Origin of the sequence: Streptomyces sp. PKU-EA00015, assembly GCF_013387495.1 — a bacterium.
Classification (GTDB): Bacteria; Actinomycetota; Actinomycetes; order Streptomycetales; family Streptomycetaceae; genus Streptomyces.
Window position 1 is genome coordinate 94,460 of record NZ_JABZEE010000010.1, and the last position, 22,972, is coordinate 117,431.

At 70.7% G+C, this 22,972-nt stretch carries 22 protein-coding genes and 1 pseudogene; 7 read left to right on the forward strand and 16 right to left on the reverse strand.

All coding sequences use genetic code 11. The features are described from left to right. Positions 1-270: 270 nt before the first annotated feature. The 16 genes from HW130_RS09675 to HW130_RS09750 form a co-directional block, all read right to left on the reverse strand. Positions 271-1,728 carry a catalase gene (locus HW130_RS09675; RefSeq protein ID WP_177149046.1) on the reverse strand — a complete coding sequence of 486 codons (1,458 nt, stop codon included), beginning with the start codon at positions 1,726-1,728 and terminating at the stop codon, positions 271-273. Between the two features lie 431 nt (positions 1,729-2,159). Beyond that, a complete protein-coding gene (locus tag HW130_RS09680) occupies positions 2,160-3,065 on the reverse strand; it encodes a 2-hydroxy-3-oxopropionate reductase (protein WP_177149047.1) in 906 nt (301 codons plus the stop codon). Between the two features lie 34 nt (positions 3,066-3,099). Next, complete coding sequence (locus tag HW130_RS09685; RefSeq protein WP_177149048.1) at positions 3,100-3,939, reverse strand: TIM barrel protein; 840 nt, start codon at positions 3,937-3,939, stop codon at positions 3,100-3,102. 179 nt (positions 3,940-4,118) lie between these two features. Next, positions 4,119-4,901: a hypothetical protein gene (locus tag HW130_RS09690; protein WP_177149049.1), complete on the reverse strand. Its 783-nt coding sequence runs from the start codon at positions 4,899-4,901 to the stop codon at positions 4,119-4,121. 47 nt (positions 4,902-4,948) lie between these two features. After that, positions 4,949-5,431, reverse strand: coding sequence for a hypothetical protein (locus HW130_RS09695; protein WP_177149223.1), 483 nt, complete (start codon positions 5,429-5,431; stop codon positions 4,949-4,951). A 290-nt stretch (positions 5,432-5,721) separates the two neighbouring features. Then, complete coding sequence (locus HW130_RS09700) at positions 5,722-6,996, reverse strand: MCE family protein (protein WP_177149050.1); 1,275 nt, start codon at positions 6,994-6,996, stop codon at positions 5,722-5,724. Beyond that, positions 6,993-8,285, reverse strand: a complete 1,293-nt coding sequence (locus HW130_RS09705; RefSeq protein WP_177149051.1) for an MCE family protein — start codon at positions 8,283-8,285, stop codon at positions 6,993-6,995. Before HW130_RS09705 ends, HW130_RS09700 begins: the two co-directional genes overlap by 4 nt. Continuing rightward, complete coding sequence (locus tag HW130_RS09710) at positions 8,282-9,439, reverse strand: MCE family protein (RefSeq protein ID WP_177149052.1); 1,158 nt, start codon at positions 9,437-9,439, stop codon at positions 8,282-8,284. The genes HW130_RS09705 and HW130_RS09710 overlap by 4 nt, the downstream gene beginning before the upstream one ends. Continuing rightward, positions 9,436-10,440 (reverse strand): MCE family protein, encoded by a 1,005-nt coding sequence (locus HW130_RS09715; RefSeq protein ID WP_177149053.1) that lies wholly within the window; start codon positions 10,438-10,440, stop codon positions 9,436-9,438. Before HW130_RS09715 ends, HW130_RS09710 begins: the two co-directional genes overlap by 4 nt. Continuing rightward, positions 10,437-11,474 carry an MCE family protein gene (locus HW130_RS09720; RefSeq protein ID WP_177149054.1) on the reverse strand — a complete coding sequence of 346 codons (1,038 nt, stop codon included), beginning with the start codon at positions 11,472-11,474 and terminating at the stop codon, positions 10,437-10,439. Before HW130_RS09720 ends, HW130_RS09715 begins: the two co-directional genes overlap by 4 nt. Then, positions 11,471-12,739 (reverse strand): MCE family protein, encoded by a 1,269-nt coding sequence (locus tag HW130_RS09725; protein ID WP_177149055.1) that lies wholly within the window; start codon positions 12,737-12,739, stop codon positions 11,471-11,473. Before HW130_RS09725 ends, HW130_RS09720 begins: the two co-directional genes overlap by 4 nt. A gap of 6 nt (positions 12,740-12,745) precedes the next feature. After that, on the reverse strand, positions 12,746-13,564 hold the full coding sequence (locus tag HW130_RS09730; protein WP_177149056.1) for an ABC transporter permease: 819 nt from the start codon (positions 13,562-13,564) through the stop codon (positions 12,746-12,748). Between the two features lie 3 nt (positions 13,565-13,567). Next, complete coding sequence (locus HW130_RS09735; RefSeq protein ID WP_177149057.1) at positions 13,568-14,338, reverse strand: ABC transporter permease; 771 nt, start codon at positions 14,336-14,338, stop codon at positions 13,568-13,570. Beyond that, positions 14,335-15,291 (reverse strand): ABC transporter ATP-binding protein, encoded by a 957-nt coding sequence (locus HW130_RS09740; protein ID WP_177149058.1) that lies wholly within the window; start codon positions 15,289-15,291, stop codon positions 14,335-14,337. Before HW130_RS09740 ends, HW130_RS09735 begins: the two co-directional genes overlap by 4 nt. A gap of 658 nt (positions 15,292-15,949) precedes the next feature. Beyond that, the gene (locus HW130_RS09745; RefSeq protein WP_177149059.1) at positions 15,950-16,969 is read right to left on the reverse strand and encodes an RNA polymerase sigma factor; all 1,020 of its coding nucleotides are present in this window, start codon (positions 16,967-16,969) and stop codon (positions 15,950-15,952) included. Between the two features lie 130 nt (positions 16,970-17,099). Continuing rightward, positions 17,100-18,143, reverse strand: a complete 1,044-nt coding sequence (locus HW130_RS09750; RefSeq protein ID WP_256355993.1) for a lytic transglycosylase domain-containing protein — start codon at positions 18,141-18,143, stop codon at positions 17,100-17,102. Between the two features lie 201 nt (positions 18,144-18,344). Here HW130_RS09750 and HW130_RS09755 point away from each other — a divergent pair, with 201 nt between their 5' ends. The 7 genes and pseudogenes from HW130_RS09755 (at position 18,345) to HW130_RS09780 (ending at position 22,867) form a co-directional block, all read left to right on the forward strand. Beyond that, positions 18,345-18,593, forward strand: a complete 249-nt coding sequence (locus HW130_RS09755; protein WP_177149224.1) for a hypothetical protein — start codon at positions 18,345-18,347, stop codon at positions 18,591-18,593. After that, the gene (locus HW130_RS09760) at positions 18,590-18,967 is read left to right on the forward strand and encodes a helix-turn-helix domain-containing protein (RefSeq protein ID WP_177149060.1); all 378 of its coding nucleotides are present in this window, start codon (positions 18,590-18,592) and stop codon (positions 18,965-18,967) included. Before HW130_RS09755 ends, HW130_RS09760 begins: the two co-directional genes overlap by 4 nt. A gap of 151 nt (positions 18,968-19,118) precedes the next feature. After that, positions 19,119-19,640 (forward strand): 2-oxo-4-hydroxy-4-carboxy-5-ureidoimidazoline decarboxylase, encoded by a 522-nt coding sequence (gene uraD / locus HW130_RS09765; protein ID WP_177149061.1) that lies wholly within the window; start codon positions 19,119-19,121, stop codon positions 19,638-19,640. Continuing rightward, on the forward strand, positions 19,637-20,041 hold the full coding sequence (uraH, locus tag HW130_RS09770) for a hydroxyisourate hydrolase (RefSeq protein WP_177149062.1): 405 nt from the start codon (positions 19,637-19,639) through the stop codon (positions 20,039-20,041). The genes uraD and uraH overlap by 4 nt, the downstream gene beginning before the upstream one ends. A 5-nt stretch (positions 20,042-20,046) precedes the next feature. Next, on the forward strand, positions 20,047-20,970 hold the full coding sequence (gene pucL / locus HW130_RS09775; RefSeq protein ID WP_177149063.1) for a factor-independent urate hydroxylase: 924 nt from the start codon (positions 20,047-20,049) through the stop codon (positions 20,968-20,970). A gap of 248 nt (positions 20,971-21,218) precedes the next feature. Beyond that, a pseudogene (locus HW130_RS35800) lies at positions 21,219-21,430 on the forward strand (purine permease); the annotation flags it as partial. Positions 21,431-21,478: 48 nt separating this feature from the next. Then, positions 21,479-22,867 (forward strand): 8-oxoguanine deaminase, encoded by a 1,389-nt coding sequence (locus HW130_RS09780; RefSeq protein WP_177149064.1) that lies wholly within the window; start codon positions 21,479-21,481, stop codon positions 22,865-22,867. Positions 22,868-22,972 lie beyond the last annotated feature (105 nt).

A 22,972-nucleotide genomic window follows, 5' to 3' on the forward strand; every position in this document is an offset into this window, starting at 1 on the left:
GCCGCCCGACGGTGCGAGGCTGGCGCGACAGGACGTTCGCGCCGCCGGGCGGGACCTGGGAATCGCCCGGGACCGCGGCGGGGCGATCGGCCGCCGGTCCTCCTCACGTCAGGTCGGAGAGGGGGACCGGCGCCTTCACCACCGCACTGGCATCGCACGGCCGCCGCGGTCCTCAAGCTGTCCGCACCGGTGACCACCCCTCATCCGGGCCACCGATCCGGACCGCGCACCGTCGCCGGCAGGACGCCGGCTCCGGTGCGCCGTCTGTGACTAGTCCTCGCGCAGGGCGCGGACCGCCTCCTCCACGCGCTTGCCGTAGTCGGCGTCGGCGGCGTGGAAGTGGGCCAGGTTCTTCTCGATCACGTCGTCGCGGGTGACCTGCGACAGGCCGCCGGCGATGTTCGCGACCAGGCGCTGCTTCTCCTCCTTTGACATCAGGCGGTAGAGCTCACCCGCCTGGAAGAAGTCGTCGTCCTTGACGTGCGCGGGCGCCGCGTGTGTGCCGGTCCAGCCGGTGACGGCCAGCGGAGCGGAGAGCGCCGCGTCGGTCTGGGCCGGGCCCGCGTACGAGTTGGGTTCGTAGTTCTTGTCGTGGCGCGAGCCGTTGCGGGTGGCCATGAGGCCGTCGCGGCCGTAGTTGTCCGCGACCGCCGCCTTGGGCGCGTTCACCGGCAGCTGCGTGTGGTTGACGCCGAGGCGGTAGCGGTGGGCGTCCGCGTAGGCGAAGAGGCGGCCCTGGAGCATCTTGTCCGGGGACGGGCCGATGCCGGGCACGAAGTTGTTCGGGGAGAACGCGGCCTGCTCGACCTCGGCGAAGACGTTGTCCGGGTTGCGGTCGAGGACCAGGCGGCCCACGCGCTGCAGCGGGTAGTCGCTGTGCGGCCACACCTTGGTGAGGTCGAACGGGTTGAAGCGGTAGTCCGCCGCCTCGGCGGCCGGCATCACCTGGACGTAGAGGGTCCAGGACGGGTTCACACCGCGCTCGATGGCCTGCAGCAGGTCCGTCTGGTGCGAGTTGGCGTCCTTGCCGACCAGCTCGGCCGCCTGCTCGGACGACAGGCAGCGGATGCCCTGGTTGGTCTTGAAGTGGTACTTCACGAAGAAGGCCTCGCCCGCCTCGTTGGTCCACTGGTAGGTGTGCGAGCCGTAGCCGTTCATGTGGCGGTACGAGGCGGGGATGCCGCGGTCGCCCATCAGCCAGGTCACCTGGTGCGTCGCCTCGGGGGCGTGCGCCCAGAAGTCCCAGACGTTGTCCGGCTCCTGACGGCCCGTGAAGGGATCGCGCTTCTGCGAGTGGATGAAGTCGGGGAACTTGATCGGGTCCTTGATGAAGAACACCGGGGTGTTGTTGCCGACGAGGTCGTAGTTGCCCTCCTCGGTGTAGAACTTCACCGCGAAGCCGCGCGGGTCGCGGACCGCGTCCGCGCCGCCGAGCGAGTCGGCCACGGTCGAGAAGCGCAGGAAGGTCTCGGTGCGCTTGCCCACCTCGGAGAGGAAGTCGGCCTTCGTCCAGCCGGTGACGTCGTCGGTCACCTCGAAGTAGCCGTACGCGCCACTGCCGCGGGCGTGGACCACGCGCTCCGGGATGCGCTCACGGTTGAAGCGGGCGAGCTTCTCCAGCAGGTGCTGGTCCTGCAGGAGCAGCGGGCCACCGACGCCGGCGGTGGCGGAGTTCTGGTTGTCGGCGACCGGGGCGCCGGACTCGGTCGTAAGCACGCGCTTCGACATCGTGACCTTCCGATACGTACGGGAGCTGCTGGCGGTGCGAGGAGCGTAAGGACGCCCCCGACCCCACGTCAACAGTTTGTTGAAATTGAAGGAGGGTGTTCCGGCCGGTGCCGGCGCCTGGGCGCGACAGGACAGGTGTCAGCGCCGACACCGACCGGGGCTCATGGGGCCGTGGCCTGCCTGGGCAGGGGCCTCGGTGGTTTCTGCCCGGTGGGGGCTTATCCCGGGGTGGGCCGGGGCTCATGGGGCCGTGGCCTGCCTGGGCAGGGGCCTCGGTGGTTTCTGCCCGGTGGGGGCTTATCCCGGGGTGGGCCGGGGCTCATGGGGCCGTGGCCTGCCTGGGCAGGGGCCTCGGTGGTTTCTGCCCGGTGGGGGCTTATCCCGGGGTGGACCGCTCGTGGCCTGCGTTTTGGGGCAGCTGTGGCAGGTCGTCAGACCTGCGCGCCCGAGAGGCGCTCGACGGCGCGCAGCAGGGCCGAGTGGTCCAGGCCGCCGTCGCCCTGGGCGCGCAGGGAGGCGACCAGCTGGGCCACGACCGCGCCGACCGGCAGGGCGGCGCCCACGTTGCGGGCGGCGTCGGTGACGATGCCCATGTCCTTGTGGTGGAGGTCGATCCGGAAGCCGGGCTTGAAGTCCCGGTTCAGGAAGTTGTCCTTCTTGCGGGTCAGCACGGTGGAACCGGCCAGACCGCCGCCCAGGACGTCGAGCGCGGCCTTCAGGTCCACGCCGGACTTCTCCAGGAAGACCACCGCCTCGGCGCACGCCTGGATGTTGACCGCGACGATCAGCTGGTTGGCGGCCTTCACCGTCTGGCCCGAGCCGTGCGGGCCGCACAGCACGATGGTCTTGCCGAGGGCCTCCAGGATCGGCTTGGCGGTCTCGAAGTCCGCCTGCTCGCCGCCGACCATGATGGACAGCACCGCCTCGACGGCACCCGCCTCGCCGCCGGAGACCGGGGCGTCGAGCACGCGAATGCCCTTGTCGGCGGCGGCCTTCGCGAGATCGATGGAGGTCTGCGGGGTGATCGAGGACATGTCGATCAGCAGCGCGCCCTGCTTCGCGTTCTCCAGGATGCCGTCGGGGCCGTAGCAGATGGCCTCCACCTGGGGCGACGCCGGAACCATGGTGATCACGACGTCCGCGTCCCGGACCGCCTCGGCGATCGAGGCGGCCGCAGTGCCGCCGGCCGCGGCGAGGCGGTCCAGCTTGTCCTGCTCCAGCGTGAAGCCGGTGACCTGGTAACCGGCCTTCAGCAGGTTCTCGGACATGGGCGAGCCCATGATGCCGAGCCCGATCCAGGCGACCGCCGGGCGGGAGGATTCAGCGAGAGTGCTCATGAGGGTACCTCTTTCAAAAAGCTTGCGGGGTGAGTCAGTTGGCCGCTCGGGCCGCCGCGGGCAGCCAGTCGAACGACTCGGCGCTCGGGCGGTCGCCGGCCTTGTACTCCAGGCCGACCCAGCCCTCGTATCCGGCCTTCTTCAGCTCGTCGAGGAGCTGCTCCAGCGGGAGCGAGCCGGTGCCCGGAGCGCCGCGGCCCGGGTTGTCGGCGATCTGGACGTGACCGGTCTTGTCCGCGTAGGCCGCGATGACCTGGGAGACGTCCTCGCCGTTCATGGACAGGTGGTAGATGTCCAGGAGGAACGTGGCGTTGCCGAGGCCCGTCGCCGCGTTGACCTTGTCGACGACCTCGATCGCGGCGGGCGCGCTCACCAGCGGGTAGAGCGGCGACTCCGGCTTGTTCAGGGTCTCGACCAGCAGGATCGCGCCGATGCGGTCGGCCGCGCGGGCCGCGAGGACCAGGTTCTCCAGGGCGAGAGCGTCCTGGATCTGCGGGTCGACGCCGTCGACGCGGTTGCCGTAGAGCGCGTTGAGCGCCTTGCACCCCACCGAGGCGGCGAAGTCGGCGGCCACCTCGATGTTGGCCCGGAAGCGGTCGGACTCCTCACCCGGCACGGAGAGCGCGCCGCGGTCGGGGCCCGGCAGCTGCCCGGCGTAGAAGTTCAGGCCCACCAGTTGGGTGCCGGCGTCGTCGAGCGCCTTCTTGAGGGCGCCGAGCTCCGCCTGCGGCGGGGTGGGGGTCTCGATCCAGGGCCACCACAGCTCGACCGCCGTGAAGCCCGCCGCGGCGGCTGCCGCGGGACGCTCCAGGAGCGGGAGTTCCGTGAAGAGGATCGAGAGGTTCACATCGAAGCGCTGGTCCGCGTATCCCATGAGGGCTGTGCGCTCCTTCCGTATTGCGGAAGTTTCTTTCTGCTTAATGGAATTCTGTCGAGCGGTGGGCTGAGCTGTCAAGACACGGACGCAAAAAAGCGCCTCCGAGCTGGGACGGCGCGGCCTGCGGGGCTGCTGCCGTCCCGGCCCGGAGGCGCGGGAGGAGGAGGCTGGGGCTTCTAGAGGGCGTCGACGGCGCTCACCTTCCAGCCGGCGTCCGTACGCGTCATCGTCATCCGCACCCGGTTGAGGTCGACCCGCGAGCCCGTCACCTGGGTGCTGGTGGTGACCTGGTTGACGAACAGCAGGACGACCGCCTTGTCCGGCGACGCCGACACCACCGACGCGGCAGGGGCGCCGCCGTCCGGCGGGCGCACCACGGAGGCCTTGACCGTGCCGCGGTACTTCGTCGCCGTCGGCGCGACCACCGTCTTCGTGGTCCTGCCGTACTCGTCGCGGAACGAGCCGGTCAGCCAGGTGCGTGCGGTCGCGAAATCCTTGTCCAGCCGACGGTGGTCGTACGACAGCACCACGGGCGCCGCCTTGCGGGCCGCCGCCAGCGCCTCGGTCCGCGCGGCGTCGGTGTCCCGGCCGCGGACGTACTCCCGGCCCAGCACGCAGGCCGCGACCAGGGCCGCCACCAGCAGCACCGCCAGCGCGGCGCACACCCGCCCGCGCGTGATCCGGCGTCCCCGCGTGACATCCGCGGCCACCAGCACCCGCCCGACGTGCGGCTCATCGGGCCTGCGCGCCTGCGAGACGTCGTCCGGGGCCTCGGCCGGGACCTCCTTGAGAGGCACGGCACGGGACGCCGCCGCGAGGCCCGAACCGCGCGGACCGCCCGAGGAGCCCGGCGCACCGGACCTGACGCGCTCGGTCCTCTTGGCCGCCGCCCGCGCGGCGGCGGCCATCGTGCGCTGCCCCGACGCGGTGCCGCGCCCCCGGGTCGTCGGATTCGCCATGGTCCTGCTCCTCACTGCTGGTGGTACGGGGGTGGGCGTCGGGGCTGTCAGCCGACGAACTCGACGTTGGAGGTGAGCCAGCGACCGCTCTCGAGCACCAGGTCGAGCTGCAGCCGGTAGGTGCGCGCCTGTCCCTCGGGTGCGGCGGTGTTGGTCACCTTGCTGTCGGCGACGACGAGCACCCGGGCCGACCGCTCGTCCGCCCGCGCGATGCCCGCCTCCAGCACCTGGCCCTGCGACACCGACTTGTTGGCGGCGACGAGCTTCGTCAGCTCGGCGGTCTGCGCGGCGAACTGCTCCTTGAAGTCGCCGGTCGCGCCCTTGAGCACGTTCGCGCTGTCGCGCTCGTAGTGCCGGTAGTCGAGGGAGGTGAAGTTCAGCGCCGACTGGCGGGCGGCGGCCAGGATGTCCTGCTGCCGCTGCGTCTCGGCACGCTGCTCGTACACCTCGACGCACAGCCACCCACTGAGCGCGGTCACGACGACGGTCCCCACGGCGAGCGCCGCGGCCGTCAACCGGCCGTGCGCCACCCGCCCGGCGGCTCGCCGCAGCCCGCGCAGGCGGGCCCCGCGAGCGCCCGCCCTCTCGCCCTCGTCAGCGTCTCGCGCCCCCGGAGCGTCCGAGTCGTCCTGCCCACCGACGGCCTCCGGGGCCTCCGGCTCGTCCTGCGCGCCCGCGGTCGACGATGCACGCGCCGCCTGTGCGCCCGAGCTCTCGGGGCCTTTGTCGGCGCGGTCCTGCGTCGCGACCCCAGCCGCCTGTGCATCCGGCGCCTCGGGCGCCGCCTCGAGGCGGTCGCGCGCCGCCGTGGCGTTGTCGGTCATGCCATCGGTCCCACGAGCAGCCATTGCCACGAGTCCTTTCCGAACGTGCTCTGTTCGCCGCCCGTCGAGCCGATCTCGACGAGCGTGCCGCCCGGCCCGGCGAGGGTGCCGGTCTCCGGGTCGTACGGGGTGACGTGCGCCGCCTGCCGCGCGCCGCCCGACCCCGAGGAGGAGCCGGGCGCGTTCTGGGCGCCGCGCACCGAGGTGGCGCTGCCGCGCGGCTCGGTGCAGCGTGCCCCGGTGTTGGCGGGCCGCTGAGAGGTGTCCGCCGGGTCGCGCCGCTGGGTGCCGTAACCCTGGCGGCACGGCGGCGGGTCGTCGGCGTTCACGACCATGCCGAAGTGGGTGGTGCCGTCGCCGGGGATCACGGTGTAGCTGCCGGCGACGATCACCGGGAACGTCACCAGCGCCTGCTCCACCCCGGGCAGGCGGGCCACGGTGACCTGGCCGCCGCTGATCAGATTGGAGAGCAGCACCGGCAGATGCGTCTCGTTGGACTTCAGCAGCGAGTCGACCTCCTGCGCCGCCGGGGCGCTGTTGCCGACCAGCCGCCTCAGATCGCCGTCACGTGCCTTCAGCTCCGCGGTCAGCGCGGCCAGGTCGCGGGAGAACGACGTGATCGCCGACCCCTTGTCGCTCTGGGTCTTCAGCACCACCCGCGAGTCCTCGATGAGCGAGGTCGTCTCCGGCAGGTTCTCCGAGGCCGACTCGACCAGCAGGTTCCCGGAGTCCACCAGCTTGCTCAGATGCGGCCCGGTGCCGGCGAAGGCCTTGCCGAGTTCGTCGACCGTGACCCGCAGATCGTCCTTGCCGACCGAGTTCACCAGCCGGTCCAGGCTGAGGACGGGCGCCGTCGTGGGCAGCGGGACCCTGGTGTCGGCGCGCGGGATCTCGCTGTCCTGCTGCAGATACGGGCCGCCGGACCGGCGGGGCTGGAGGTCGACGTACTGCTCGCCGACCGCGGAACGGTTCGCCACCACGGCCAGCGTGTCCGCCGGTATCCGGGTCCCGTCCTCGATCTCCAGGGCCACCGAGACACCGTCCGCGCCGCCGAGCCGCAGGTCACCGACGCGGCCCACCGGAACGCCCCGGTAGGTGACCTCGGCGCCCTGGAAGATGCCGCCGGAGTCGGCGAAGTCGGCCCGCACGGTGTATCCGCGGTCCAGCAGGCTGTCCACCAGGCCGGTGTACTGGGCGCCGACGTACGAGCACCCGACGGCGGTGACCGCGGCGAAGGCGATCAACTGGGCCCTGACCGTAGGTGTGATCACGGCTGCATCCCCTTCAGCATCAGTTCGGCCAGTGCCAGATCGATCCCCGCGGGCAGCCGGCGTCCGTCGCCGGACGCCTCCTCGTAGGAGGCGTGGCTGCCGGTGCACACCGGCGGACACAGCGGTCCGTCGCCGCCGGGGGGCGGGGGAGCGCCCGGCGTCGGTGCGCCGGGAACCGAGGGGGGCCCGGACGGCAGAGGCGCTTGTGGCAGGCCGGGCACCTCGGGCGTGCCGGGAACCTCCGGCAGCCCGGGCTCTTGCGGGGTGCCGGGCTTCTTCGGTTCCTCCGCGAGGTTGCCGTAGATGCTCGCGAGGTCCAGGTCCGCGGTGATCTTGAGGTTGACGTAGTCGCCCTTGATGGCGCCGGTCGCGTTCCGTGGGAACGGATAAGTCGTCAGGATCTCCAGCGAGTTGGGCAGATCGCTGCCGGCCTTGTTCAGCTCCTGCAGGATCGGCTGCAGGCTCCTGAGGTTGGCCACCGTGTCCGCGCGGGAAGTGTTGATCACCTTGGTGCCCGTCTTCCCCAGCTCCGAGAGCGAGGTCAGCATCGCCGTCAGATTGCGGCGCTGGTCGGCCAGCACCTTCAGCGCGCCGGGCATCGTGTCCACGGCCTGCGCGATCGTCTTCTTCTCCGCGGCCAGCCGCTTCGCCAGCCGGTCGATGCCCTTGAGCGCCCGGACGATCTCCTTGCGCTGCTTGTCGAGCCCGCCGATGAACGTGTCCAGCTCGCCGAGCAGGTCCTTGACCCGGTTCTCCCGGCCCTCCAGCGCCTTGTTCAGCTCCACGGTGATCGTCTTGAGCTGCGCCACACCGCCGCCGTTCAGCAGCGCGGAGAGAGCGGAGAGCACCTCCTCGATCTCGGGGTTGCGCCCGGTGCGCGACAGCGGGATGCGCGCACCGTCGGTGAGCCGCCCGCTGGGTTCGATGCCCACCGGCGGGGACAGGGCCACGTACTTCTCCCCGAGCATGCTGGTCTGCCGCAGCTCGGCGATCGCGTTGCCGGGCAGCTTCACATCGTCGGCGATACGCAGCCGCACCCGGGCGTGCCAGCCCACCAGTTCCACCTTCTCGACCGCGCCCACGGTGACGTTGTTGACCTTCACCGCCGACTGCGGGACCAGGTCGAGGACGTCCCTGAAGTCGGCCGTCACGTGGTAGGCGTTGCCGTCGGCGGCCGCGCCGCCGGGCAGGTTCACGTCGTACAGGCCGTTGAACTCACAGCCGGTGAGCAGCACGGAGCCCATGGCCGTCACCAGGGCCACGGCCCTGCGCCTGCGGGGTGCACTCATGCGCGTGCCTCCAGGATTCCGCCGAGCGTCCGGTCGACCTGGCCGGTGCCCGACACAGGGCCGGCATGCGGCACCTTCGGCAGCGAGTCGAACAGCTTGTCCAGCTCCGCGCAGTCGGGGTTCTTGCCCCCGGCGTCGCCGGTGGTCTTCAGCAGCGAGCACAGCAGCGCCGCCGGGTCCTGCGGATGGTCGGGGTTGTTGCGGGTGTCGAGAGTGCCCGACGAGGGGTTGTACGCGTTCTGGAGGTTCGACAGGCCGGTGGGCGCGACCTCCATCAGCTCCGCCAGTGCCGCCCGCTGGGTGACCAGCACCTTGGTGACCTTGCTGAGTCCCTTCACGTCGTCGGTCAGCGCCTTCTTGTTGTTCTTCACGAACCTCGACACGTCCCCGAGCGCCACCCCCAGGTGCTTGAGCGCCGCCGCGAGGTCCTTGCGCTCCCCGGCGAGCTGATCGGCGACGGCGGCGAGACTGTCGTTGAACGACCGCACGCTCTTGTCGTCGGCGGCGAGCGCCGCGGTGAACACCTGCAGATTGCGTACGGTGCCGAACAGGTCCTGCCGGCCGTCGGACAGCGTGGTGACCGCGAGGGACAGGTCCTCCACCGTCTGGTGCATCTGCTCGCCCTGGCCGTCCAGATTGTCGGCGCTCACCCCCAGCAGCCGCGAGAGCGAGCCGTCCTTGTTGGCACCCTTCGGGCCGAGCGCCTCGGCCGTCGTGTGCAGGCTGTCGAAGACCCGGTCCAGCTCCACCGGCACCGCCGTGCGGCTCTCGGGGATCACCGCGCCGTCGCGCATCACGGGCCCGCCCTGGTACACCGGCAGCATCTGTACGTAACGGTCGCTGACGACCGACGAGTTGATGATGGCGGCCTGGGCATCGGCGGGGATCCTGCGCCCGGGCTCGTACGCGAGCTCCACGCGCACCCGGCCGCCCTCGGGGACGATCTCGATGACCTCACCGACGCGTACGCCGAGCACCCGCACGTCGGAGCCCGGGTAGATGCCCACCGTGCGCGGGAAGTACGCCGTGACGCGCATCGGTTCCTCGCGCGGCCACAGCACGACCGCGGCGCAGACCAGCAGCGCCGTGGCGACGGCGGCGGCCGTCAGCCGGGCCGTACGGCCCTTCGGGTTGAAGCGGATGCGGCCCTTCATCGCGACCCTCCTGTCCGGGGGACCACCGGTGCGGCGACCATGTTCTGGATGTAGCTGTCGAACCAGCGGCCGTTGCCGAGGGTGTTGGTGAAGACCCGCACGTACGGGGCGAGCAGGGCGACGCTGCGGTCGAGACTGGCCTGGTTGCGCTCCAGCATCCGCACCACCTGGTTCAGCCCTTTGAGCGCAGGGCCTATCTCCTTCTCGTTGTCCCTGACGAGGCCCGACAGCTGGATGCCGAGCGCCGCCGAACTCTTGAGCAGCGCATGGATGGCCGCCCGGCGGCGGGAGATCTCCTTGAAGAGTGCGTCGCCGTCCTTCACCAGGGTGGTGAACTCACCGGAGCGTTCCGCGAGCACCTTGGTGACCGAGTTGGAGTGCTTCAGCAGCTCGCGCAGGTCCTCGTCACGCGAGGCCACCGTCTTCGAGATCTTCGACAGTCCCTTGATCGAGGCGCGTACCTCCTCCGGCGAGTCCTCGAAGGTCGTCGAGATGGTGTCCAGGGCCTTCGCCAGCTGCTCGGTGTCGACCTTCTCGCTGGTGGTCGTCAGATCACTGAACGCCTGGACGACGTCGTACGCCGGGGTCGTGCGCTCCAGCGGGATCTCGCTGCCGGGCGGCAGCTGCCCGGACCCCTTCGGCTGCAGGGCCAGGTACTTCGAGCCCAGGATCGTCTTGATCCGGATGGCCGCGCCGGTCCTCGTGCCGAACTTCGGGTCCCCCTTGACGCGGAAGACGACCTTCACATGGTCGCCGTCGAGATCGACCTCGTCGACCTTGCCGACCTTGACCCCGGCGATGCGCACCTCGTCGCCGGGCTTGAGCCCGCCGGCCTCCGAGAACGCGGCGCTGTAGGTGTCGCCGCTGCCGATGACCGGCAGGTCGTCGGCGTTGAACGCGGCCGTCGCCAGAAGGGCGAGCGTGGTGAGACCGACCGCGCCGATCACCACCGGGTTCCTGTCGCGGAACGGGCCGAGCCTGGGCAGGAGCCGTGTCGTCATCCGCCGCACCTCGCTCGCGCCACGTGCAGCTCCGGAGTGATCACCTCTCGGGTCTTCGGCAGCACGATCCGGCCGTCGAAGTCACAGAGGTAGAAGTTGAACCAGGAACCGTACGAGGCGGTCCCCGTCAGCTTGTTGAGCTTGTTCGGCAGCCGCTTCAGCACGCCCTCCACGGTCTTCTCGTTGTCGTTCAGCGTCTTGGTGAGGTCCCTCAGCTCGGCGATGTCGCCCTTCAGCGGCGGCCGGGCATCCTCGAGCAGACCGGAGGTCGCCTCGGTCAGCGAGCCGATGTTCTCCAGTGAGGACCCGATCGGCTTGCGGTCGGCGGACAGTCCGGAGATCAGCCGCTGCAGCTGCTTGAGCAGCCCGGAGAAACGCGCGCCGCGCTTGTCGAGGGTCTGCAGCGTGGTGTTGAGGTTGTCGATCACCGAGCCGATCAGCTCGTCCCGGTCGGCGAGGGTCGTGGTCAGGGACGCGGTGTGCGCGAGCAGGCTGTTGACCGTTCCGCCCTCGCCCTGCAGCGTCTTGATGATCTCGGTCGCGAGCTGGTTGACGTCCTTCGGGCTGAGCGCGGCGAACAGCGGCTTGAAGCCGCCCAGCAGCGCGTTGAGGTCGAGCGCCGGCTGCGTCCGGGCCAGCGGGATCGTCCCGCCCGGCTTCAGCCGCGTCCCGTCGCCCGCGCCCTCGGTGAGCGCCACATAGCGCTGGCCGACCAGGCTCCGGTAGCGGATGACCGCACCGGTGCTGGTCAGCAGCGGCCGGTCGTGGGAGACGGTGAAGGTCACCTCCGCCAGGGTGCGGTCCTTGATGCGGATGTCCTGCACCTCGCCGACCCGCACTCCCGCGACGCGTATGTCGTCGCCCTCCTCCAGGCTGGTGACATCGCTGAACACCGCACGGTAGGTGTGCTCCGGAGTGAAGGAGAGGTTGACGATCGTCGCCGCGAGCAGCGTCGTGGCCAGGATCGTCACCACGGCGAAGAGAAGGAACTTGACCAGCGGTGCCGCGGTCGCGGTGGCTCCTGATGCCTTCATGCCACACTCACCGCCGTCCCGCGCGCCATGGGCCCGAAGAGCAGCGTCGCCACGGCCGGCACCCGGTCGGCAGGCACCCCGAGGACCGGCGCGACCAGCGAGCCGACGGCCCGCTGCTCGGCCGCAGTCGCCGAGACCGGCCCGGCTCCGGGCGGGCCGCCGGCAGCGACATCCTTCGTACCGTCGTCGAGCTTGGTGTGTCCCGACGGTACGGAAGGGTTGGGGATGCTTCTGCAGTTGGGGCCGGAGCGATCGGCATAGCGCGGTTCCTCACCGGGTCGGTACGCGGGTCGCGGATGGACGAATTCGAGGGTGATACGCATCTCGCCGCCCCTGAACGCCTTCTCCGATTCCCTGGTCTGGCGCTCGAGGCCGTCCAGGAGACACGGGTACTCGGGCGAGTAGCGGGCGAACAGGTCGAGGGTCGGGCGGGAGACACGGCCCAGGGTGATCAGCCGCTCCCCGTTGTCGTCGAAGAACTTCTCCGCCGTGCCCGCGACCTTTGCCGTTCCCGTCAGGGCGGCGGCCAGCTGCTCGCGCTTCGCCACGATCGTGCGGCTCGTGGTGACGGAGTTGCGCAGGATGTTCATCAGGTCCGGTGCCGCGTCCCCGTAGACCTCGGCGACATCGGCGAAGCGGGAGATGTCCTCCTGCATGGACGGCATATGGGGGTTGAGCTCGCGCAGATAGCGCTCCAGCCGGACCAGGTTGTCGCCGATGCGGTCCCCGCGTCCTTCCAGCGCGGTGGAGAACGCGTGCAGCGTGGCGTTGAGATCCGCGGGCCGCACGGCGCGCAGCAGCGGGAGCAGGTCGTTCATCAGGTGCTGCACCTCGATGCCGGCCCTGGTGCGGTCCTGGGTGATCACGTCACCGGCCCGGATGTGCCGGCCGGACGAGCCGGGCGGCGCCACGAGATCGACGAACTTCTCACCGAAGAGCGTCTTCGGCAGCAGCCGTGCCTGCACATCGGCCGGGATCCGTTCGACGTGCTCCGGCTTCAGAGCGATGTCGAGCGTCGCCTTCTGCCCGTCGGCCCGCACCTCGCGCACCTCGCCGACGAGCAGTCCGCGCAGCTTCACGTCGGCCCGCGGGTCGAGCTGGTTGCCGAGCGTGTCGGCCTCGAGCGTGATGCGCACCACCGAGGTGAACACCTGCTGGTACGCGGCCACGGAGAGCGACAGCAGCAGGGCGATGACGGCGAGGAACACGATGCCGTACAGCCGCAGCCTGCCACTGCGCGCCGCGGCGCCTCCTTGGATGCTCATCGGCCCCTACCCCGCTATCCGTACGGTCGTGTTGGCGCCCCAGATCGCCAGGCTGAGGAAGAAGTCGAGAATGTTGATCGCCACGATCGAGGTCCGCACCGCACGCCCGACCGCGACGCCGACACCGGCCGGGCCACCGCTCGCGTAGTAGCCGTAGTAGCAGTGCACCAGGATGATCACGACGGCGAAGACGATCACCTTGCCGAAGGACCACAGCACGTCGACCGGCGGCAGATACTGCTGGAAGTAGTGGTCGTAGGTGCCGGTGGACTGTCCGTAGTAGCCGGTGGTGATGGTGCGGGCGGCGAAGTACGAGGACAGGAGCCCGATCACGTACAGCGGGATCACCGCGACGAACCCGGCGATCATCCGCGTCGTCACCAGGAACGGCAGCGACGGGACGCCCATCACCTCGAGCGCGTCTGTCTCCTCGCTGATCCGCATCGCGCCCAGCTGCGCGGTGAACCCGGCCCCGACCGTCGCGGAGAGGGCCAGGCCCGCCACCAGAGGGGCGATCTCACGGGTGTTGAAGTACGCGGACAGGAACGCCACGAAGTTCGACGTGCCGAGCTGGTTGAGCGCCGCGTATCCCTGCAGGCCGACCTCGGTGCCGGTGAAGAACGACAGGAACGCGATCACACCGACGGTCCCGCCGACGACGGCGAGCGCGCCACGGCCGAAGCTCACCTCCGCGAGCAGTCGCAGGATCTCCTTCTTGTAGCGGCGCACGGTGCGCCCGGTCCAGGCCAGCGAACGGCCGTAGAAGGACAGCTGCCGGCCCAGCTCCTCGAGCTGAGGTGGCAGCAGACGGTTCATCAGCGGCATCGCTCAGCCCCTCTGCGGAACGATCTGGAAGTACACGGCGGTCATCACGAAGTTCGTCACGAACAGCAACATGAAGGTGATGACCACCGACTGGTTCACCGCGTCACCGACGCCTTTCGGACCACCCTTCGCGGTCAGGCCCTTGTACGAGGCGACGATCGCGGCGATCGCCCCGAACACGAGTGCCTTGAGCTCCGCCGCCCACAGGTCGGAGAGCTGGGCGAGTGTGGTGAACGAGGCGAGATAGGCGCCCGGAGTGCCGTTCTGCAGCACCACGTTGAAGAAGTAGCCGCCGGCCACACCGACCACCGACACCAGGCCGTTGAGCAGCACCGCGACCAGCATCGTGGCCAGCACCCGCGGCACCACCAGGCGGTGGATCGGATCGATGCCGAGCACCTGCATCGCGTCGATCTCCTCGCGGATCTTGCGCGCGCCGAGGTCCGCGCAGATCGCGGTGCCGCCCGCCCCCGCGATCAGCAGCGCCGTCACAATGGGTGACGCCTCCCGCAGCACGGCCAGCACCGAGGCCGCGCCCGAGAACGACTGTGCGCCCAGCTGCCGGGTGAGACTGCCGATCTGCAGGGCGATCACCGCGCCGAACGGAATGGACACCAGGGCGGTCGGCAGGATCGTCACACTCGCGACGAACCAGGCCTGCTGGATGAACTCCCGCACCTGGAAAGGCCGTTTGGGGATCGTCCGCAGGACGTCCAGTCCCATCGCGAACAGACTGCCGGAATGCCGCAGGGCACCCGTGGGGGACAAGCTCATGCGCCCGCCGCCTTCCCGCGCACGGCTGCGCGCATCTGTCGCAGGGACTCGCGCTCGGCGATCGCCTCCCAGCGGGGAGGCCGGTCGATGCCCTTGGTGGGCAGCAGCCGGGGTGTCAGGTCGGGTATGCCCTGCTGCTCGTCGTCGGCGTCGCCCAGCTGGGCGAGCTCCTGCTCGACCTGGGCGGCGTCCTTCTCCTCCGCCATCCCGATCGGGCCCTGCATGCGGCCGTTCAGGAACTGCCGCACGACCGGTTCGTCGCTGGTCAGCAGCTGCTCCCTCGGGCCGAACATCACCAGCTCCCGCCGGAACAGCAGCCCGATGTTGTCCGGCACCTGCCGGGCCGAGGCGATGTCGTGCGTGACGATGAGGAACGTGGCGTCGATCTGGGCGTTCAGGTCGACGATGAGCTGGTTGAGGTAGGCCACGCGCACCGGGTCGAGTCCCGAGTCCGGCTCGTCGAACAGGATGATCTCCGGATCGAGCACGAGGGCGCGGGCGAGTCCGGCGCGTTTGCGCATGCCGCCGGAGATCTCGCCGGGCAGTTTGTCCTCGGCGCCGATGAGGCCGACCATGTCCATCTTCTCGAGGACGATCCGGCGGATCTCGCTCTCCGGCTTGCGCGTGTGCTCGCGGAGCGGAAAGGCGATGTTGTCGTAGAGGTTCATCGACCCGAACAGCGCGCCGTCCTGGAAGAGGACGCCGAAGAGCTTGCGGACCTCGTAGAGCTCGTGTTCGCGCAGTGTGGTGATGTCCGTGCCCGCGATGCGGATCGATCCGCGTTCGGGTTTCAACAGCCCGACGAGGGTCTTGAGGAAGACCGACTTGCCGGTGCCAGAGGGCCCGAGCATGACCGAGACCTCACCGGCGGGCAGGGTCAGGGAGACGTCCTGCCAGATGACCTGGTGCCCGAAGGACTTCGTGAGCCCTTCCACACAGATCTCGACACCCATCCGGTTCACCCTTCAGCTGTGGAGCGGTCCGACACCTGCTCTACGGGGAGGGCCGCCGCGTCCGTCGCGACGAGGCGAAATTTTTTTCGGGCGCGTTACGGGAGGATGCCGGGCGACGCCTCCGGGGGCGCTGCTCCGGACGTCCCGCGCCCCAATCTCTGGCTTCGCGCCACCGCCCCCGTTGGGGCGCCGCCCCAAGCCCCGCGCCTCAATCGCCGGCGGGGCTTGTTGTCCGAGGCGCGCTCGTTGGGGCTCCGCCCCAGGCCCGAGGCGTCAAGCGGTGGCGGGGCTGGCATTTCGCTGGGCGAAGTCAGCGCGTCCGGCGCGAGGCCACCGCGCGAGACGCGGTACGGGACCGCGGCGGAGCCCTGAAGGCCCACGGCCGCGAGGCCGAAGGGGATGGGGACACCGCGCGAGGCGCGGCACGGGCCGGGGCGGGGGCTCAGAGGCGTGGCCGGCAGGGCGCAGGGGCCCGGGCGGAGTCACGGCGTCGCGAACGCAAAGAGTCCGGCGGCGCGGGCTGCCGGGCCCGTGCGCCTTTCCCTTCCGGCGCGCGAGGCACGGTGCGGGGTCTGGGGTCGGGGCCCCACGTGCGGGATGTGGGTACCGCCCACGGCCGCGAGGCCGTAGGGGGAGGGCCGGGAGGGGAAAACGTCACCTACGGGAGCGTCGGCACCGGGACCGGCACCGACGGCGTCGGCACCGGCGGAGGCGTGAGCTCCGGGAGCTGCGAGGTCGCGGACGGGACGTCCGGGACCGGGACCTCGGGGACCTCGACGCCCTCCGGCAGTACCGGCAGCCGCGGCACCGACGACGTCCTGAGCGGCAGCGGGGGCAGCGACACCTCCGGCAGCGGCAGCTCGGGCAGCACCGGCTCCGACCGCCGTTTCGCGCCGCCCGACGGCACCGGCTGCTCCTCCCGCGAGCCGAGAGGCGACGGCGCGGTCGGACCGGGCCCACCCGGCCCCGGCTCCTGCGACGTCGCGACCGCCGGCGTCGCCGGGCGCGGGCCGGGCGTGTCCCCACCGGGCGCGTACGGCAGAACGAGACCGGCGACCGCCAGCGTCGCCGCCGTCGACGCCACGGCGACCGCCTGCGCGTGGCCACCCCGCGGCCGGCCGCGGCCGCACAGCCACAGCGCGAGACCGAGCGTCGCCGCCAGTGAGTTGCGCAGCGTCCGCCGGGCCCTGGCCAGCAGGGACTCGACGGTCCGGTAGCTCAGGCCCATCTTCATGGCGACCTGCCCGACGTCGAGGTCCTCCGACTTCAGCCACAGCGCCTCGGCCTGCCGGGCGGGCAGCTCACCGCTGCGTACGGCCAGCCAGCGCGCCTCCGCACGGTCGCACACCGCCTCGTCCACCGGCGCCGGCCGCGGCGGGTGCAGCGTCGGGCTCGTGCGGACCTCGGCCTCGCGGCTGACCTGGCGGTGCCGGTCGACGCACAGCCGCATCGTCACCGTCGTCAGCCAGGCGCCCAGCCGCTCGTCGTCCAGGTGGGGCTGCTCCGCGGCACGGAGCATCGCCTCGTGCACGGCGTCCTCGGCGTCCTCCATGCTGACGGACCGGCGCCGGGCGACCCGAAGCAACTGCTCCCGGTGGCTCCAGGCGCGTTGCCAGCGCTCGTGCGCCTGCTCGGCGCCCTGTCCACCGGAGTGCTCAGGCTGTGTGTCCGTCGCCATGAGGGCCCCCTTGCTCTCACCACCGTCCGCGTGCTTGTCCGGCGGATGGCGACATTACCGCCCGGTATCCGGAGTTGTGGAGGGGGAGAGCCCCATCGAGTCCTTTCTGTTGCCGGAGGGGGCGTGGGGATCAGTCTCCGCTGGTCAGTGAGGTGGGCAGAGTGGCTCCAGGAGGCACTGGGACAGGGACGGGCAGGGACGGCAGCGGCTGTGCGGGACCGGTTGTGCCGGCCGGCTCGGTCGGGCGCGCGGACGGCGACGGCGAGGGGGTCGCCGACCGCGACGGGCCCGCGGACGACGGCGACGGCGCGGGCGACGGCTTCTTGGTGCCGGACGCCGCCGGTTTCGCGGTGCGTGTCGGCTCCGGCGAGGGACGTGCCTCGCCGCGCGGCCCTCCGGCGGCCGCGCTGTCGGGCACCACCGTGTGCCCGTCGAGGTAGTACGCGAACCACGCCCGCACGGTGAGCATGTACGCGGTGGAGCGGTTGTAGCCGAGCAGGGCCCGGTCGAGGTCGCCCGCGTCGGACAGGTCGCGCCCGCCCGCGCACAGGTAGCGCCCCGCGGCGAGTGCGGCGTCGAAGACGTTCCCCGGGTCGCGGAGCCCGTCGCCGTTGCCGTCCGCGCCCCAACTCGCCCAGGTGGAGGGGATGAACTGCAGGGGGCCCACGGCCCGGTCGTACTCGGTGTCCCCGTCGTACCGGCCGCCGTCGCTGTCCCGGATGAGAGCGAAGCCGTTGCCGTCCAGGCGCGGCCCGAGGATCGGCGTGAGCGTGGTGCCGTCCGCGGCCACCCGGCCGCCGCGAGCCTGTCCCGACTCGACCTGCCCGATTGCCGCGAGGAGCTGCCAGCGCAGCCCGCAGCCGGGGGCGCTGCGGGCCAGCTCCGATTCGGCGGCCCGGTACGCGGCGAACACCGTGGCGGGCAGCGAGCCGACCGACGCCGTGGCCGGCGTCCCCGCCGGCCGTTCCCCGGCACCGCCCGCGCCCGGCACCCGCAGCGGTGGAAGCTCGGTGCGGTACGTGCCGTCCCCGGACACGCTCGGCCCCTGCGAGGGCTCGGCGCTCCGCTGCCCCGAGGGCGCGGCGGCCCCCGGCCCCTGCGACGCGGTGAGCGCCGCCATCGCCGCGGTCGCGACCGCTGTCGCCCTGACGCCTCTGCGCGTACGTCCTGCCATCTGCAGACCCCTCCTGCCTCCGCCCACCGGACGTCCGTCCGCGGCTCCCGTCACCTGCTCTACGCACAGCCGCCGCGGGTCCGTCGCATGCCCCGCACGTTTTTCGCGTTCCGCATGGCAGAGGCCCCCCGGGCAGGCCCCGGAGCAGGGTTCCGGGGCCGGGTCCCCGCGCGGAAGGGCCGCGGCTACCGTGGGGGCATGGTGCGACTGAGAGTGGAGTTCACGACCGAGCCGTTCGACCTGGACGAACCGCCCGCCCACGCGATCGCCGTCCGCGAGGTCGTCCAGGGCGCGGGTCTGGACAAGGTGGACGTCGGCCCCTTCGGCAACACCGCCGAGGGTGGGGCCGACCAGGTGCTCGGCGCTGTCGACGCGCTGCTGCGCAAGGCGCTGGAGACCGGTGCGACCCGGGTGTCCCTGCAGGTCAACGTGGTGGAGGGGGAGGAATGACCGGGCCTGCGGACCACGCGCTCGCCCGGGCGGTCAAGCCTCTCGTCGACGCCATGGGCGGAGTGCTGATCACCCCCGGTGAGGCCGCCGAGGACGATGTCGTGCTGAGCTGGGAGGGCGAGGAGGTCGTCGCCGTGCGCCTGCCGCAGCTCGCGGACTCCCTCGACCACATTCTCGCGGCGCTGGAGCGGCAGCACGGCAAGCCCCTCGCCGAACTCGACCGCAAGACGAAGCAGTCGGTCGTCAGGACACTGGAGGCGCGGGGCGCGTTCTCCGTACGCCACGGCGTCGAGACGGTGGCGGGCGCTCTCGGCGTCAGCCGCTTCACCGTCTACAACTACCTGAACAGGGAGAACGCGGCCAAGGGCGACTGAGCGCCGGCCGGCTGTCGCCGCCGTCCGGCTCTTCGGGCGGCGGCTTTTGTGTACGCGAGTTTTCAACAAAGTGTTGACGTCGTGTTCCGGAGGGCGTTAGCTATCCGCAGCCCGTCCGACGCACCACGATGAACAAGCCACGGAGGCTCCCGTGACTTCACTCTCGAACCCGGGCCTCGCCCGGTTCAACGCCTCCGAGGACAGCACGGCCCAGGCCGCGCTGCACGAGGTGTGCGCCAGCTCGGCCTGGGGGAGCAAGATCCTCGCCCAGCGGCCGTACGCCGACATCGAAGCCCTCTTCGAGGCCAGTGACGCCGCCATGGCCGAGCTGACCGCCGACGACCTGGCCGAGGCGATGGCCGGTCACCCGCCGATCGGCAGGCCGAAGCCCGGTGACCCGACCTCCTCCCGCGAACAGAGCGGCATGGCCGGGGCGTCCGAGGCGCTCAAGGCCGAGATGCTCGAACTGAACCTGGCCTACCAGGAGAAGTTCGGTCATGTCTTCCTGATCTGCGCCACCGGTCGTACCGGTGAGCAGATGAGGGACGCCGTCCGCGAGCGGATCGAGAACTCGCCCGAGCAGGAGCGGGAGACCGTCCGCACCGAACTGGGCAAGATCAACCGTATCCGGCTGACCCGCCTCGTAGAGCTCGCAGAGGAAGCAAGCGCATGAGCACGCAAACCGCGGCATCGCCGCACAGCACGGTGTCGACGCACATCCTGGACACCAGCATCGGCCGCCCCGCCGAGGGCGTCGCCATCGCGCTGTCGGCCCGCAGCGGCCCGGACGCGCAGTGGGCGCCGCTCGGCGGATCGGCGACCGACGCGGACGGGCGCTGCAAGGACCTGCCGGCGCTGCCGGAGGGAACGACCCATGTACGTCTCGACTTCGAGACCGAGACGTACTTCGTGAAGAAGAAGCAAGCCGAGGCACAGCAGGACGCCCCCGCGCTACGGGACAGCGGCGTGTTCTTCCCCGAGGTGGCGATCACCTTCGCCGTCGTACCGGGCGAGCACTACCACGTACCGCTGCTGCTCAACCCGTTCGGCTACTCCGTTTACCGAGGGAGCTAGCAGACATGCCCACGATTCTCGGCCAGAATCAGTACGGCAAGGCAGAGAACCGCGTCGTCAGGATCACGCGGGACGGCGACACCCACCACATCAAGGACCTGAACGTCTCGGTCGCCCTCTCCGGTGACATGTCCGACGTGCATCTGTCCGGGTCGAACGCCAACTGCCTGCCGACCGACACCACCAAGAACACGGTGTACGCGTTCGCCAAGGAATACGGCATCGAGTCCGCCGAGCAGTTCGGCATCCACCTGGCCCGTCACTTCGTGACCAGCCAGGAGCCGATCCACCGGGCGCGCATCCGGATCGAGGAGTACGCCTGGGAGCGCATCGAGGCGTCCGACGCCAACTCGAAGTTCATCGGCTCCGACGAGGTCAAGCACTCCTTCGTCCGCAAGGGCCAGGAGACCCGGGTCACGCAGATCACCTACGACGGTTCGTCGTGGCAGGTCATCTCCGGCCTCAAGGACCTGATCGTGATGAACTCGACGAACTCCGAGTTCTGGGGCTACGTCAAGGACAAGTACACGACGCTCCAGGAGGCGTACGACCGCATCCTGGCCACTCAGGTCTCCGGCCGCTGGCGGTTCAACTGGACCGACGACGAGCAGCGGATGCCCAACTGGGAGAAGTCCTACGAGCAGGTCAAGAGGCACATGCTCCAGGCCTTCGCCGAGACGTACTCCCTCTCGCTGCAGCAGACGCTGTACCAGATGGGCTCGCGCATCATCAACAGCCGCAACGAGATCGACGAAGTCCGCTTCTCGCTCCCGAACAAGCACCACTTCCTGGTCGACCTCGAACCGTTCGGCCTCAAGAACGACAACGAGGTGTACTACGCGGCGGACCGCCCGTACGGCCTGATCGAGGCCACCATCCTGCGGGACGGCGTCGAGCCGCAGATCCCGGTCGACATGACCAACCTCTGACGCGGGACCGATCCGCCCCCGCCGCGGCCGGCGGGGGCGCATCCGGACCGGAGGACTCTCATGGCACAGCCTGTACCGGAGACGGAGGAAGGCTCCCGTGCACTCGCCGGCCTCACCCTCGCCGCGACCCCCTTCGGCATGGCCGGCTTCACGGCCCTGCGCGAGGCCCCCGTCCCCGCCCTGCCGAGCCCCCCTCGCCTTCGGCGCCCCCGAGTCCCAGCCCGCCGCGATGCCTTCAAAGGCCGGCCTCGACGACAACTCCCCTGGTGGCCGCCGCGCTCGGCGAGGGCATCGTCCCGCTCGCCGCGCCCACCTACTACGCCGATTTCCCGGCCTGGGCGCAGAGCGTCATCGGCTCCGGGATCAGCGCCGGAGCGCTCGTCGCGGTCTGCTCAACCTGTTCTTCCACCCTCTCGGCACCCGGAGCCGTCAACCGGCCTCGGCACTCAAATCCTCCTAGGGTCCTGCCGTGCCCACACAACCCAAGAGGAATGAAGGAACCACCGCCATGGCAGCACCTTCGGCACCCCAGCGCATCGTGATCGAGAACTGTGCGATCGCGACCGTGGACGCCCACGACACCGAGTACGCCTCCGGGCATCTCGTCGTCGCCGACAACAAGATCGAGTCCATGGGAGCCGGCAAGGCGCCCGAGGGCCTCGAGAACGTGGTCCGCCGGATCGACGCCACCGGTCACCTCGCGACCCCCGGTCTGGTCAACACCCACCACCACTTCTACCAGTGGATCACCCGGGGCCTGGCCACCGACCACAACCTCTTCAACTGGCTGGTCGCGCTGTACCCGACCTGGTCGCGGATCGACGAGTCGATGGCCCGCGTCGCGGCGCAGGGCTCGCTCGCGATGATGGCCCGCGGCGGTGTCACCACCGCCATGGACCACCACTACGTCTACCCCCAGGGGTCCGGCGACCTGTCGGGTGCCATCATCGGTGCCGCCAGGGACATGGGCGTCCGCTTCACCCTCGCCCGCGGCTCCATGGACCGCAGCGAGAAGGACGGCGGCCTGCCACCGGACTTCGCCGTCGAGACCACGGAGCGCGCTCTCGCCGCCACCGAGGAGACGGTCAGGAAGCACCACGACGCCGCCTTCGACGCGATGACCCAGGTCGCCGTCGCCCCCTGCTCGCCGTTCTCCATCTCCACCGAACTGCTCAAGGAGGGTGCGGAACTGGCCCGCCGCCTCGGCGTGAGGATGCACACGCACGGCTCGGAGACGGTGGAGGAGGAGAAGTGGTGTCACGAACTCTTCGGCATGGGTCCCACCGACTACTTCGAGTCGACCGGCTGGCTCGGTGAGGACGTGTGGATGGCGCATTGCGTCCACATGAACGACTCCGACATCGCCGCCTTCGCCCGCACGAAGACCGGTGTGGCGCACTGCCCGTCCTCCAATGCCCGTCTGGCCGCCGGCATCGCTCGCGTTCCCGACATGCTCAAGGCGGGCGTTCCCGTCGGCCTCGGCGTCGACGGTACCGCCTCCAACGAGTCGGGTGAGCTCCACACCGAGCTGCGCAACGCGCTCCTCATCAACCGGCTCGGCGCCCACCGCGAGGCCGCTCTCAACGCCCGCCAAGCGCTCCGGCTCGGCACCTACGGCGGCGCCCAGGTCCTCGGCCGCGCCGACAGCATCGGTTCTCTGGAGCCCGGCAAGCTCGCCGACTTCGTGCTCTGGAAGATCGACGGCATCGGCCACTCCTCGATCGCCGACCCGGTCACCGCGATCGTGTTCGGCGCTGCTGCCCCGGTGACGGCCTCGTTCGTCAACGGTAAGCAGATCGTCGAGAACAACCGCCTGCTGTTCGCGGACGAAGAGGCCATCGCCCGCGACGCTCGAGCGGAGGCCCAGCGCCTGGCCCGCATCACGGCTCAGGGCTGACCCCAGAGAAGTCCGGCCGGGGGGGACGGCCCCCGGCCGGCGGCCGCGGACCCGAGCGGGGTCCACGGCAGCCCTCGCCGGGGGGTGCGCGCGACAAAGGCGCGT